Annotated in this window: 11 protein-coding genes; 5 read left to right on the forward strand and 6 right to left on the reverse strand. The window is 35.7% G+C overall.

Annotated features, from left to right (window positions below; translation table 11 throughout):
• The first annotated feature begins 127 nt into the window (after positions 1-127).
• The 4 genes from ACIQ4I_RS11005 to aac(6') all read left to right on the forward strand — a co-directional run bounded on the left by ACIQ4I_RS11005 (position 128) and on the right by aac(6') (position 3,096).
• Entirely contained in the window at positions 128-760 is a 633-nt protein-coding gene (locus tag ACIQ4I_RS11005) for a GNAT family N-acetyltransferase (protein WP_403096017.1), read from the forward strand.
• Between the two features lie 22 nt (positions 761-782).
• Positions 783-1,433, forward strand: coding sequence for an acetoin utilization AcuB family protein (locus ACIQ4I_RS11010; protein ID WP_403096018.1), 651 nt, complete (start codon positions 783-785; stop codon positions 1,431-1,433).
• Positions 1,400-2,596 (forward strand): acetoin utilization protein AcuC, encoded by a 1,197-nt coding sequence (locus ACIQ4I_RS11015; protein ID WP_403096019.1) that lies wholly within the window; start codon positions 1,400-1,402, stop codon positions 2,594-2,596. The genes ACIQ4I_RS11010 and ACIQ4I_RS11015 overlap by 34 nt, the downstream gene beginning before the upstream one ends.
• Before the next feature lie 65 nt (positions 2,597-2,661).
• Positions 2,662-3,096: an aminoglycoside 6'-N-acetyltransferase gene (gene aac(6'), locus ACIQ4I_RS11020; protein ID WP_403096020.1), complete on the forward strand. Its 435-nt coding sequence runs from the start codon at positions 2,662-2,664 to the stop codon at positions 3,094-3,096.
• 60 nt (positions 3,097-3,156) lie between these two features.
• On the opposite strand, the gene ccpA is transcribed toward aac(6'), so the two are convergent.
• A complete protein-coding gene (ccpA, locus tag ACIQ4I_RS11025; protein ID WP_403096021.1) occupies positions 3,157-4,155 on the reverse strand; it encodes a catabolite control protein A in 999 nt (332 codons plus the stop codon).
• 109 nt (positions 4,156-4,264) lie between these two features.
• A complete protein-coding gene (locus tag ACIQ4I_RS11030; protein WP_403096022.1) occupies positions 4,265-5,350 on the reverse strand; it encodes a bifunctional 3-deoxy-7-phosphoheptulonate synthase/chorismate mutase in 1,086 nt (361 codons plus the stop codon).
• Between the two features lie 255 nt (positions 5,351-5,605).
• Here ACIQ4I_RS11030 and ACIQ4I_RS11035 point away from each other — a divergent pair, with 255 nt between their 5' ends.
• Positions 5,606-7,786 (forward strand): cell division protein FtsA, encoded by a 2,181-nt coding sequence (locus tag ACIQ4I_RS11035; RefSeq protein WP_403096023.1) that lies wholly within the window; start codon positions 5,606-5,608, stop codon positions 7,784-7,786.
• A gap of 21 nt (positions 7,787-7,807) precedes the next feature.
• On the opposite strand, the gene ACIQ4I_RS11040 is transcribed toward ACIQ4I_RS11035, so the two are convergent.
• The 4 genes from ACIQ4I_RS11040 to ACIQ4I_RS11055 form a co-directional block, all read right to left on the reverse strand.
• Positions 7,808-8,356, reverse strand: coding sequence for a YtxH domain-containing protein (locus ACIQ4I_RS11040; RefSeq protein ID WP_397539641.1), 549 nt, complete (start codon positions 8,354-8,356; stop codon positions 7,808-7,810).
• Between the two features lie 18 nt (positions 8,357-8,374).
• Positions 8,375-8,839, reverse strand: a complete 465-nt coding sequence (locus tag ACIQ4I_RS11045) for a DUF948 domain-containing protein (RefSeq protein WP_403096024.1) — start codon at positions 8,837-8,839, stop codon at positions 8,375-8,377.
• Positions 8,840-9,185: 346 nt separating this feature from the next.
• A complete protein-coding gene (gene murC, locus ACIQ4I_RS11050) occupies positions 9,186-10,490 on the reverse strand; it encodes a UDP-N-acetylmuramate--L-alanine ligase (RefSeq protein WP_403096025.1) in 1,305 nt (434 codons plus the stop codon).
• A gap of 369 nt (positions 10,491-10,859) precedes the next feature.
• Positions 10,860-14,114 (reverse strand): DNA translocase FtsK, encoded by a 3,255-nt coding sequence (locus tag ACIQ4I_RS11055; protein WP_403096026.1) that lies wholly within the window; start codon positions 14,112-14,114, stop codon positions 10,860-10,862.
• Between the last annotated feature and the right edge of the window lie 183 nt (positions 14,115-14,297).

Genomic DNA, 14,297 nt, shown 5'->3' on the forward strand with positions numbered 1-14,297 from the left:
AAAATTTTTAGAGAATTCCAATAATTTTATCGACAGCATAAATACACATAAATTTCTCATTTATGAGGTTTTTTTCTACTTTACTCATGTATAATAAATTAAAAAAGAAAAGCGAGGAGGTGTGTAAATGGAACATCTTCGAACATATTATTCAAAGAAAATAGAATCTTCTCTCGGAACGATTGTTGTGGAAGGCCCTATTGCTACTGAAAGTCTTCAATCGCTTAAGTTTCATGACGGTTTGACGGCTTTCCGGATACCCGAACAACAATTTGCTGCAATCGTAGAAATTTCGAAACTACCTGAAGGTCGAATGATTATTGCTCGTTTAGATCAAACAATTATTGCATATGCAACTTTTCTTTATCCAGATCCTCTTGAACGTTGGTCAGAGGGGAAAATGGATAACTTAATAGAATTAGGAGCTATTGAAGTCGCACCTGAATTCCGTGGAACTGGAGTCGGGAAAAGTATACTGCAAGTATCAATGATGGACGATGCGATGGATGATTACATTGTAATCACAACAGAATATTACTGGCATTGGGATCTAAAAAGAACGGGGCTTAATGTGTGGGAATACCGTAAAGTAATGGAGAAAATGATGCAAGCAGGAGGATTAGAAGTGGCAGCAACTGATGATCCTGAGATTTCCTCTCATCCCGCTAACTGTTTAATGGTAAGAATCGGAAGGCGAGTCGATCAAGATTCAATTGAAAAGTTTGACCAATTACGTTTTATGAATCGTTATATGTACTGATTATTAAAAAAGGGGTGATATGATGTTAGTTGAAGAAATAATGAATACCAGTGTTATTGCATTGCAGCCATCTCATACGATAAAAGATGCAGTCAAAATTATGAAAGAGCATAAAATTCGACATTTACCAATAACTGATAATCATAACAAATTAGTGGGGCTTATTACAGAAAGAGATTTAAAAAATGCACTCCCCTCCTCTCTTTTAAAAAATATAGATCAAAGTATATACGAACAAACATTAGAAACCGTGATGATTTCTCAACCAATTGTAGGACATCCACTTGATTTTATCGAAGAAGTAGCATTGATTTTATATGAACACCGGATTGGTTGCATGCCTATAGTAAGCGGTGGGCAGTTAGTCGGTATAATTACAGGAACCGATTTATTGTACACATACATTGAAATTACAGGTGCCACAAAACCTAGTTCTCAAATTGAGATCCGAGTTTGCGATAAAATTGGTACACTTCATGAAATTGCCAGAATTTTCACAAACCACCATGCAAGTATTTTAAGTATGCTAGTTTATCCTGATACACAAGATGAAAAACAAAAGATTCTATCAATTCGTGTAACAATCATGAATCCTCTATCAATCATTGATGATTTACGTAAGGAAGGATTTGATGTGCTATGGCCAAATATGCCGGGCATCAATCGCCAATAAAAAAAGCGATTTTTGTTTATTCAACTGATCAATTAGACTATAAATTTTCTGATACACACCCATTTAACCAAAAAAGGCTTCAATTAACAGTAGACCTTCTTGAAAGCATTAAAGTGCTAGACGAAGACGATATTATCCAGCCTCGTAATGCAACCTTGGAAGAACTTCTTCTCGGACATGATCTACGTTACATAGAGGCTGTTAAAATGGCGGGACATGGCGAACTTACTCCTAAACAAGGCGAGGCTTTTGGAATCGGAACTGAAGATACTCCTATATTTCCCAATATGCATGAAGCGAGTGCAAAAATTGTAGGTGGTACTCTCACAGCTTGTGATTATGTCATGCAAGGTAAGTCTCTACATGCATTGAACCTCGGAGGAGGCCTTCATCACGGCTTCAAAGGTCGCGCATCTGGATTTTGTATTTATAATGATAGTACTGTAGCAATTAAATATATGCAGAAGAAATATAATGCACGTGTTCTATATATTGATACAGATGCTCATCATGGTGATGGTGTACAATGGAGTTTTTATGACGATCCAAACGTTTGCACTGTCTCGATTCATGAAACAGGTCGTTATCTATTTCCTGGAACTGGAGCTGTTACAGAAAGAGGCAGTGGACAAGGCTATGGAACATCTTTTAATCTTCCAATTGACGCCTTCACAGAAGACGAATCCTTTTTAGATGTCTATAGAACTGCATTACGTGAAATTACAGCTTTCTTTAAACCTGATGTCATACTATCTCAAAATGGTGCTGATGCTCATTATTTTGATCCCTTAACGCACCTTTATGGAACGATGAATATTTATAAGGAAATTCCTAAACTGGCTCATGAGTTGGCTCATGAATTTTGTGATGGCAAATGGATTGCAGTTGGAGGCGGTGGCTATGATATTTGGAGAGTAGTACCTCGTGCATGGTCACTAATATGGACAGAAATGACAGATCAACCATTGCCAACAGGTGAACTTCCTCAAACTTGGATTGATAAATGGCAAAAAGAATCACCTGTAAAGCTCATTCCTACTTGGATGGATCCCGAAAACCTTTATGAGCCCATACCTCGTAAAGCTGAAATCACGGAAAAAAACCATCAAGTTCTCGAAAAAGCGTTATATCAAATCCGATCAGAAAAAAGCAAATCTATCTAGTCACGCTAACTAAGTAGTCATTTCAACTATAAGTTTTTATAAATTATATTAATAGAGGCGATCATATGCTCAAACAGGCAACACTAAAGGAAGCTACTATTGCTGCAGAATTAGCATTACTACTATGGCCAAATCATTCTATAGAGGAATTTACGCATGATATGCAACGGTATATTTCTTCTGAAGATGTAGCAATTTTTTTGGCTTACTATAAAGATGAAGCGATTGGCTTTGCACAATGTCAATTACGAAGTGATTATGTCGAGGGAACTGAATCTAATCCAGTTGGTTATTTAGAAGGACTTTTTGTTAAAGAATCATTTCGCCAACAAGGCTATGCAAGATTACTAGTAACTCATTGCGAACATTGGGCAAAACAAAAAGGATGTATGGAATTTGCAAGTGACTGCGAATTACATAATGAAGAAAGTCTAGCCATGCACTTAAAATTAGGATTCACAGAGGCGAATCGTATAATATGCTTTACGAAAAAACTTTAAAATAAAAAAAGGCCCGTTTCTTTCTCCATTATTAAATAGAAAAAGAAACAGCCTTTTTTGTTATTTCGTTGAACTTCTGTCTTCAATGCGGTGAGGTAATATGAAATCCGCTTCGTCTACGTGCTCTTTGTTCATATATTTCGTCAGTAATCGCATTGACACCGCACCGATATCATAAAGTGGTAGTACAACGCTTGTTAATTGAGGACGAACCATACGAGCCAATTTTGAATTTTCAAAGCTAATTATTTCATAATCAACTGGAACTTTTTTGCCCAAATCTTGTGCACCATGAATAATACCGATTGCTAATTCATCACTTCCTACAAAAAATGCAGTTGGTGGATCTTGTAGACTACTTAAAGTATTAAAATCCTCTAAACCACTATCATATGAATCCTCAGAAGCAATGACTAAATTGTCATCTACTTCAATGCCAGCTTCTTCTAATGCTTTTTTATAGCCCTCAAATTTATAGTTCTTATTAATAGTAGATGTAAATGGTCCAGACACATATGCTATACGTTTATGTCCATTATCGACAAATCGTTTAACAGCTTCATACGCAGCTTGTAAATAGTCAATATTAACAGAAGACACTGATTTTGATTCATCGATAGATCCTGCCAAAACGATTGGAACAGGTGAATGGCTCATTTTATTTTGTAACTCATCAGTTACCTGATCACTCATCATCACGATACCATCAACTTGTTTTCCATACATATTGTCTAATAATTGCAATTCTTTTTCTTCTCGTTGGTCAGAGTTTGAAAGAATGATGTTATAGCGATACATTGTCGCAACATCTTCAATACCACGAGCTAATTCCGCGTAGAAAATATTTGAAATATCCGGAATAATAACGCCAACAGTTGTCGTCTTTTTACTTGCTAAGCCACGAGCGACCGCATTAGGTCTGTACTCTAATCGTGCAATAACATCGAGCACTTTTTTTCTTGTAGTTGGTTTAACGTTCGGATTTCCATTCACAACACGAGAAACCGTTGCCATTGAAACATTCGCTTCTCGTGCAACATCATAAATTGTTACGGTCACTTGATGACACCCCTTTTCGTATCTTGTTTTAATGATACGATAAATTGGAAGCGATTTTCAAGAAAATAAAAGTGACGATTCTAGTAATTTGAATCGTCACCTAATAAATTTATGCTTGTACTTGATAATTTTTCATGAAATTTTGGATTTGGTCATAAAAATCATCAAATTGCGGAATACTCATTTGTTGTTGAGCATCAGATAATGCAACTGCTGGATCTGGATGAACTTCTGCCATAACACCATCAGCACCAATTGCAATAGCCGCTTTTGCACATGGTAATAGTAAATCTCGTCGACCAGTTGAGTGGGTTACATCCACAAAGACTGGTAAATGCGTTTCTTGTTTTAAAACTGGAACAGCCGAAATATCTAATGTATTACGTGTTGCTTTTTCATAAGTACGGATACCACGTTCACAAAGGATAATTTGGTCATTCCCCTTAGAAATAATGTACTCAGCCGCATTGATAAATTCATCAATTGTTGCAGCAATACCACGTTTTAAAAGCACTGGTTTTTTTGTTGCACCTGCTGCTTTTAACAACTCAAAGTTTTGCATATTACGTGCACCGATTTGGATTACATCAATGTAATCTAAGGCTTCTTCTAAGTGAGATGGTGTAACGATTTCAGAAACAATACCTACACCGTATTTTTGACCAACTTCTTTAAGAATCTTCAACCCTTCAAGACCTAGACCTTGGAAATCATATGGTGAAGTACGAGGTTTATAAGCTCCCCCGCGCATTAATTTTAAACCTTTTGCTTGAATAGATTCTGCAACAGCAGCAGTTTGTTCATAAGACTCTACAGCACATGGACCAAAGACAAATGTAGGTTTGCCCTTTCCGATTGGTTCACCGTTTACTGTAACAATCGTATCCTCTGGTTTACGTTTACGCGATACTAATAGTTCTTTTTTATGATTCGTTTCTTGTAGTTTTAAGGCTGATTTGAAAATCTCTTTAAAAATATGCTCAATTGTACCTTGACTTAATGGACCTTGATGATTTTCTTTCAATAGATTCAACATATGTCTCTCACGAAGAGGGTCATAACGGTTTACACCTTGTTTCTCTTTAACTTTTCCAATTTCTTGTACTACTTCAGCACGTTCATTGATTAAACGTAAAATTTCAAGGTTTAATTCATCGACGCTGTCACGTAAGTGATCTAAATTTTGATGACTCATTGCCGTTTCTCCTCTCTTCCTCGTATCAGGTACTTTCAGAAGTCTGAAAACTATGATACATTTTATGATATTAGGAACATTATAATCAATTCCACCATGAATGTCACGTATTTTTTCTTTAGCGCTTCAACGCGATAAAGTTAGTGCATAGGAACATTATAATCAATTCCACTAAGAATGTCACGTATTTTTTCTTTAGCGCTTCAACGCGATAAAGTTCGCATACTTATTTTATGCTAGAAAGGTTGTGTAAATGTGGCTTCAAAGCTTTTTGCATTAGATATTGGAACACGTTCTGTCGTTGGTATTATTTTAGAAGAACAAGATAACAGTTTCCATGTAGTCGATTTAATCGCAGAAGAACACAAAGAACGTGCTATGGTAGATGGCCAAATACATAATGTAATACATGTTGCAACAGTCATCCAACATATTAAAGAAAAATTAGAAGAAAAACATGGCCCACTTCACTCAGTAAGTGTAGCAGCTGCAGGACGAGCATTAAAAACCGAACAAGCATCGGTCACTCTAGATATTAAAAATCGTCCCGTTATGACAGAAGATGATATCAGTCGCTTAGAATTAGCAGCCGTACAAAAGGCACAACAACAATTACTTGACCATAAAGAAAATAATAACGGTAGTCATTATTATTGCGTTGGTTATTCTGTTTTATACTACAGATTAGATAGTGAAGAAATTGGTAATTTAATGGATCAGCAAGGCGAGACAGCAGAAGTAGAGGTAATTGCTACATTCTTGCCGAGAGTCGTCGTAGAATCACTGCTAGCTGCCTTAAAACGTGCCGATTTGGAAATGGAAGGATTAACTTTAGAACCAATCGCAGCAATTAATGCTTTAATTCCTACAACGATGCGGCGTTTAAATATTGCACTCGTTGATATCGGTGCTGGAACATCCGATATTGCCATTACAAATAGAAGCACAGTTACAGCATATGGAATGGTGCCAACTGCTGGAGATGAAATTACAGAGGCATTAAGTGATCATTACTTGTTAGATTTCCCTGTTGCAGAAAAAGTAAAACGTGATATGTCCAAATATGATGAGATTATGATTTCAGACATTTTAGGTTTTGAGCAACTTTACTCAAAAAATGAAATAATGAATACTTTACGTCCTGCAGTCACATCGCTTGCAGCTGCAATTGGTAATGAGATTCTTCGTCTTAATAGCAATGAAGCTCCAAAAGCAGTATTACTTGTAGGTGGAGGAAGTTTAACACCAGAAATCACAGATGAATTATGTAAAGTTCTTGAAATTCCCAATAATCGTGTTGGCGTTCGTGGTATTGATGCCATCCAAAAACTAACTCGGGAAGCTCATGTTCCAGCTTCACCTGAGCTTGTAACACCTATTGGTATTGCGATTTCCGCGAAAAGTTCACCGATTAAATACATGTCTGTAAAAGTAAATAATCAAATCATCCGTCTATTCGAATTAAAAGAAATGACTGTTGCAGATGCACTATTAGCAGCAAATGTTAGCATTAATCGATTATATGGAAAACCAGGATTGGCTATGTGCATAAAAGTGAACGGACAAGATATCTTCGTACCAGGTGAACATGGTAGCCCTACAGAGATTTTTGTAAACGGTGAAAAAACAACAACCAAACATCCTATTCAAAATAATGATGTAATCGAACTGATCGAAGGGATTAATGGTGAACCTGCCAGGGCAACCATTCAAGACATGATTGAATTTAACGAAAAACGTACTGTATACGTGGATAATCAGCCATTTTCAATCGAGCCAAGTTTAATATTAAATGGACAACCTGCTAAAATGAAAACAACGCTTCAAGATGGTGATGTATTAACAATAGAAACGGCTGAGAATGTTGAACAAATTTTAAAATGGTTAGAAAAAGAAGCTCTATTAAATAAACTTCATCCATTTACCATCTCTTTTGATGGTAATAATTTACAATTACCAAATTTTAATAATGTTATACTTATAAACAATCAACCTGCGAAATCCTATTTCAAAATACAAGATGGAGATCAAATTCGTATTCAAGATAAGAGTAATCCAACTGTGCTTGATATAGCTGAACATTTGAATATGCTAATAGAAAATCGTATTTTCGTAACATTCCAAGATGAACAATTAGAGTTGAAAAAACAGTGCTTCGAAATATTAGTAAACGGGCAACCTGCGAATGTCATGACCGTTATTCGTAGTGGAGATACGATTCAGTTTTTACCATCTGAATCCTCTAATTGGATTTATCAAGATGTCTTCCGCTATTCAAATTGGCAATTGCCTACAAATTTCAAAGGAACCTTTGAAATATTGCGAAATGATGAACCTTCTCATTTTGATGGAGAAATCTTTGGTGGAGATCAACTCAAGATTCACCTTATTCCAGCGACGATAACTCACTCCACACAAAAAAGCACTGCAGAGTAATGTCTGCAGTGCTTCTTCGTATTATTTTGTTTCTTTTTCAGCTGTTTCAGTTAAGGCTTCTTCAATTGCAGCGCTAACTGTTGTATGTTCTTTGTTTTCTGCTTCGTATTCAGCAATTGTTTTTTCCATCGTTTCCATAATATCTAAAGGTTCTTCACCTTCATATGAAACAGTACCATCATCAAATGGTGGAGTTGCAGTTGATTTTAAAGATTTTACTTTACCGACTAATTGACCAGATTGTGCTTGTACCATTTTAGAAAGTTCCACTGTTTTTTCTTTTGCTGAATTAGTAAATCCAGCACTTTTTTCTTTAAATTGACTTGCTTGAACAGCTACATCAGTGCGTAACTCTTTCCCTGCTTTAGGAGCCAAAAATAGTGCAGTTGCAGCACCAACTACGCCTCCAACAAAAGCACCAATGATAAAATCTTTTATATTAACGCTTCCATCATCATTCGTATATAAAGATTCAGAACGTCTTTCATATGTTTGCGGTAAATAAGTTTGACCATTTTCTTCATAGCCTACGTTTCTTACTTCACTGTAATTTGGTTTTTGCTCTACCATACTACTTATACCCCCTTATTATTTGCGCTTTCTTGTCTTTGGTGCATCTTCATAAATCGTTTCATTTTCAACGGATTTTTGTTTTTTCATCTTTTCACGAATTCCGATAAAGGCATTTCCCCATTGGATTACTTGAGCAATTTGATCGCTGTTTTTTGTTACATTCGTGTTAATTGATGAAGTTACATTTTTCACTGAATCGCTTAAACCACTAACAGAATCCCCAAAACCTTTAACAGCATTAACTACTGAGTTCAATTGTTGAGATTTTTCTTGAATATCTTCAGCAAGCATATTTGTCTTTTCTAATAGGCTTGTAGATTCTCGAGTGATTCCTTCCATTTGGCCTTCAATACCAGCCATTGTATTTGCAACATTATTCATTGTCTTTTTCAACGAATTTAATGTCATTGCTAAACTTACACATAGCACTAGAAAACCAATTGCTGCTACTAATGCTGCAATGTATAGAATAACGATCATTTTAATACCCCCCATTCTCTATATATGGATTTTCCCACAAAATAAGTGTATTTAAACATCACTTACCTAATTACATTCTACAAATTTTTTCTATATCCTGCCATAGAAATATTATCCCATTCATTCAGCCTGAATAAACAAATTTTTTTACTTCTTATTATATCTAGTTCATTACAACTATATTATGTATGCTCAAGCAAATCAATCATGCTAAACTTTTGGATAAAATCTGTTGCTTGTAAAACAAACAATAAAGGTTAATCCCTCTTAAAAAAACTACGGAAAACAAACTATATCGTTTTCCGCAGTTTCATTTTAACATATCTAATAGATGAACTCTGCCATTCTATTTTTCTTTTAATAAATCCTCAAATGCTTCTTGGAATTTGTGAATATCTCCTGCACCCATAAATAGGAATACGGAATTTTTATGTTCTAATAATTCTGGTATACAATCCATTGTTAATAAATTGCAGTCTTCGATTAGATCAGCTAAATCGTTGATTGATAATGCCCCAGCTTTTTCACGTGCAGATCCGAAAATGTCACATAAATATACACAATCAGATTGACTTAAGCTATTCGCAAAGTTTTGCAGGAATGCTTGCGTGCGTGTGAAAGTATGTGGTTGGAAAATAGCAACAAGTTCACGATCCGGATATTTTTGACGCGCAGATTGAATCGTTGCACTAATCTCAGTTGGGTGATGTGCATAGTCATCGATTAATGTACGTTCACCAAAATCTGTTTCTGTAAAGCGACGTTTTACACCATGATAAGTATGAAGGCGTTCTTGTATTAACTCTGCAGGAAGTCCTTCATAGTGACAAAGTGAGATAACAGCTAAAGTATTTAACACATTGTGGTCACCGAACATTGGGATAAAGAATTTGTTATAAAACTCGTTACGAACATAAACTTCAAAAGAAGTACCTTTTGTCGTTTTTTCTACATTACGAGCTTCGAAATCATTTTCAGATCCGAAACCATAATATACAACCGGAACATTCGCTTTAATTTTTTGTAATTGTTCATCATCACCACATGCAACAATAGCCTTCTTCACTTGAAGAGCCATTGATTGGAATGCATCAAAGACATCCTCTACGTCTTTGTAATAATCAGGGTGATCGAAATCAATATTTGTCATAACTGCATAGTCTGGATGATATGCAAGGAAATGACGGCGATATTCGCATGCTTCCATAACAAGATTTTGTGCGTTTTTAGCACCGCCACCTGTTCCATCCCCAATTAAATATGATGTTGGACTAGCACCCTCTAATACATGTGCCATTAAGCCTGTAGTTGAAGTTTTACCGTGAGCACCTGTAATAGCCACAGATGTAAACTTCTCTAAATAGCTACCTAAGAATTTGTGATAACGAATCACTTCAACGCCTAATTCATTAGCGCGTACAATTTCTGGATGGCTGTCAGGAAAAGCATTTCCTGCAATAACAGTCATACCTGGTTTAATATTATCTTGATTAAATGGCAAAATTGTAATGTTACGTTTTCTAAGTGGTTCTTCAGTGAAGAAATAAGTTTCTATATCTGAGCCTTGCACTTGTTCTCCTGAATCAAATAGGATCTGAGCAAGTGAGCTCATTCCTGAACCTTTAATACCTGTAAAATGATAAACTGTCATGTTGAAACCTCCCGGGAAAGTTTCCTAACCCTTGAATAATCAAATCTATGAACTGCTCGCCGTAAAACGGTGGCTTCTTGGTTAGATTAGCCTTAAAAGCTCTTCCAATCAAGCAAAACCCTCTTGTTCCTAAAGTTTTTGAGTTGTCAAAAGACTTTATCAATAGATAATATCATCCATTGATTGGTTTACTCTAACCTATGAAACTTACCTTTGTTTTCAAAAATATGAATATAGTAAGTCCTATTTTATATATTCTAAATTAAAACATCTACCATTATAGCACGATTTTCCGCTGTTCAAAAATAAACACTGATTCCTTATTATTTTCGACTTAAATTAGAAAAAATATGCTTAAATTCATAAAATTTATTCATGGCGTGAACCAAATATTTCGTCTATATCATGGTCTGTTAAAAACACATCTCTAGGCTTTGTTCCTTTAGATTCTGAGATAAAGCCTTGAGCCTCCATCATATCCACTAATCTAGCTGCTCGATTATAGCCAATACGATATTTTCTTTGTAAAGAAGATGCCGAAACCGTACCTTCACTACAAATATAGCGACAAGCTTCTTCGAATAGTTCATCTTGTTCATCAATAGATTCTACTTTTTTCAGTAATTCTTCTTGTTCAAAAATATAATCGGGCTCACCAAGTGTGCGAACAAAACTCGTCACAGCTTCAATTTCTTCATCTGTGACATATGTTCCTTGTACGCGAACTGGTGCAGACATGCCATTTCCTAAATAAAGCATATCCCCTCTGCCTAATAATCGTTCAGCACCTTGACTATCTAATATTGTCCGAGAGTCTACATGTGATGACACAGAGAATGCGATTCTTGTTGGGATATTAGATTTAATTAAGCCTGTAATAACATCAACTGAAGGTCGTTGAGTTGCCAATACGAGATGAATACCACATGCGCGAGCTTTTTGTGCAATACGACAAATAGACTCTTCCACTTCTTGTGGTGACATCATCATTAAATCTGCTAATTCATCTATGACAATTACAAGATATGGCATCTTCAAAGAGAATTTACGATCCTTTTCTACCATTTTATTGTAGCGTGTAATATCACGTGCACCTACATGAGCAAACAGTTGATAACGACGATCCATTTCTTCTACTGCCCATTTAAGTGCTGCCGTAGCAGCTTTCACATCCGTAATCACGGGACTAACTAGATGCGGAATATGATTAAATGGTGCAAGTTCCACCATTTTCGGATCGATTAACATCAATTTTACATCTTGTGGACTAGCTTTCAAGAGTAAACTGATTAAAAGTGAGTTTATACATACAGATTTTCCTGAACCAGTCGCTCCAGCAATCATTCCATGTGGCATTTTGCGTAAATCAATAGTCACAGGTTCACCAGTTAAATCTAATCCAAGTGCTGCTTCAAGAGGTGATTTTGAATCGACAAAGGATAAATGGGTCACTACTTCTGAAAGTCTAACTGGACGAGATGTGCGATTAGGAATCTCAATACCTATTGAACTTTTTCCTGGGATTGGCGCTTGAATACGAATATCCTTTGCTGCTAATGCTAGTTTTAGGTCATCTGCTAAATTACGTATTTTACTTACTTTTACACCATGACCTACTGTAATCTCAAACTGTGTTACTGCTGGTCCTTGAACGATTTGTACAATTTCCCCTTCAATTTGGAAGTAGGATAATGCTTCAATCAGCTTTTCTCCTTGAGCATCCATCCACTCAAAGTCCTCTGTTTGTTCTTCAGGAGATTCAAGGTAAGAAAGTGCTTCTTCAAGGTGTTCATTTATAACTGGTGGCTCTTGTTCTTCTATTATATTACTTTGTTGATTTAAAGCATCTTGAATTTGTACGGATTCTTTGTGTTCTTCTGGTTCCTCTTGCATTGAAGGTCTTTCCATCATGGTAACTGCTGATTCAGCCTTTGAAATCAAACTCTCACTAGAACCTTTTTCTGCAACGTCCGACTCTGTATCTTGATCATTTGAAGTACGATTCTCTACTATTGATGAGGCACTAGAAACAGGATTTGCATAAGTTGCCCCCCAAGATTTTGTACCAGGCAATGATATAGCTTGAGGGATGGATCGCTCCATTTTTTTCTTATCTGATTTAAGCATGACGACATTAAAAGGTACTCTGCTGCCAGTTATTATAGGTTCTTCTTGCTTTTCTATTTCTGCATTTTCAACTTCGTTCCCTGTTTCTTTTTCAACATCTGCAATTGTTGCATCATCTTCTGGCAGTTCTTCCACTGGATGATCATTATCATGATCATCTAAGAAGGCTGTTTCTAATGGTAATTCCTTTTCAATCGTTGCAACTTGTACTTCAATTTTTTCTTCTTCAGAAATTGTTTTAGTTAGATCTTCTTTGACAATTTCATTCTCTTTTTCTGTTTCAATAGTTTTTGAAATAGAGTTTACAATTTCAACTTTTTCTTCTATATCGCTTTGCTCAATAATTGAAGATGGTGCCAACGCATCTAATGGCTCTTCCTCAATAACGCTTTCTTCAATAGAAGTTTGAGACGTAAGATGAGTTTCAGCTGTTTCTTCAACTATATGTTGAACTTCGATATTTTGAACCTGTCCTTCGTTCTCTACTATTTGTACTTCTTTGTCCATTTCAAATTCTTTAATTTGTTCACTTATGCTCTTATAGTCTTGTCCAGAAATAAGAGTGTCTTCTTCTACTTTATGTACGCTCTCACTTGTTGATGGTGAAGTATTTGACATACTTGTTGGGATTGTAGACAGCTCTTCAATCTTTTCTAGTTGTAGTGTTGTAGCAGCTACCTCTTCTAAAGCAGCTTTTTCTTGGCTCTTTTGTTCACTACTTTGCTCTTTTCCATTCTCTTTTTCATCTAACAAGTCATATATATTGCTTCCACTTTTAGGTCGTTTTTGGAAGCCGTAAATTGGTGAAGGGACATCTGTCGGCACAAATTTTTTCTTCTGTGGTATATATGATTGTTTTACCAGTTCTTCATCAACTAGATTTTGCGTTATCTTTTCTAGTTTCTTTTCTGGTATCTTTTCTGGTATCTTTTCTTTTCTTTGAGGTTTTGAATTTTTGATTCCACTAGGGTTAAATGGATTATAGTTTTCCCTACTTGTCTTTTCGACTACTCCTCTTAAGCCACGTGGTTCACGAGTAAATGGTGAATATTGTTCTGGTCGCTGGTTTGTAGATTGTCGTGGTTCTTGATACTGAGCTTGGGTTGATTGTTGTTTTAGAACAGGACGAGCTAGTTCTTCTGGTTGCATCCAATCAGGTAACTCTACTTTTCTATTTTGGGTTTGCTTACTAGATGATTCAGTAGGTCTTGCACCTTGAATTTTTCTATTATTTTCATCAGGGATCACTGGGAAATTAAATGATTCTCTTCTACGTATAAAATTGGGTTCAGCACTTTGCACTTGTTGTCTAGGTTGTTGTTTATAATCATTTTCTATATATGGTGTTTCTTCTTCATATTCGTAGTCATTATCATATTGATCAAATGATTTATATAGTTGTTCGTCGTTAATATTGTTATTATCATTATTCTTTATTGATGTTTCTTCGATCTCGTCTCCTAAAACTCGAGAGACAATTTTTTTGAACCAACTCATATTATGCACCACTCTTTTCTAAATCATTGCCTTCATTTTAGCAGTAATAAAGGCTCTCATGCAATGCGTTTGAAACGATTCAGTCAGATATCCTTATTTTTTTACTTGGAATTTATTTATTCGAGAAAATCTGCGGTGATTTTTCCCTATATTGAAATATTGTTTCTATGTAAAATATTTTGG

Origin of the sequence: Rummeliibacillus sp. NPDC094406, assembly GCF_044763875.1 — a bacterium.
Taxonomy (GTDB): domain Bacteria; phylum Bacillota; class Bacilli; order Bacillales_A; family Planococcaceae; genus Rummeliibacillus.